Here is a 241-nt window from a genome sequence, read left to right on the forward strand (position 1 = left end):
GTCAACAGGGGTCTGCCGTTGAAAGTGGCTTCCCAATTGCTCAAATCCTGCAAATTTCCGCAGCAAGTTGAATGGATTAAGATTTTTGCGGTTCCTAATTAGAATACCACCTGTCAAGCAAGCACGATATTCTTCCCAATTATCTACATCGCCTTCCATAGTTTGCCCATGCTTCGGGTTGTTTTTGAGCCAATTGATTGGGAAAATCAAGGGGCTGTTTGGAATAGGTGAATAGCATGAT

General features: G+C 43.2%; 1 protein-coding gene. It reads right to left on the reverse strand.

What is annotated here, in order from left to right:
• Positions 1–241 (reverse strand): hypothetical protein (locus H6A60_RS13570; RefSeq protein ID WP_205105397.1); only part of this gene is annotated, 241 nt, incomplete at both ends.

This window comes from Sutterella massiliensis (genome assembly GCF_016899755.1).
Taxonomy (GTDB): Bacteria; Pseudomonadota; Gammaproteobacteria; order Burkholderiales; family Burkholderiaceae_F; genus Sutterella; species Sutterella massiliensis.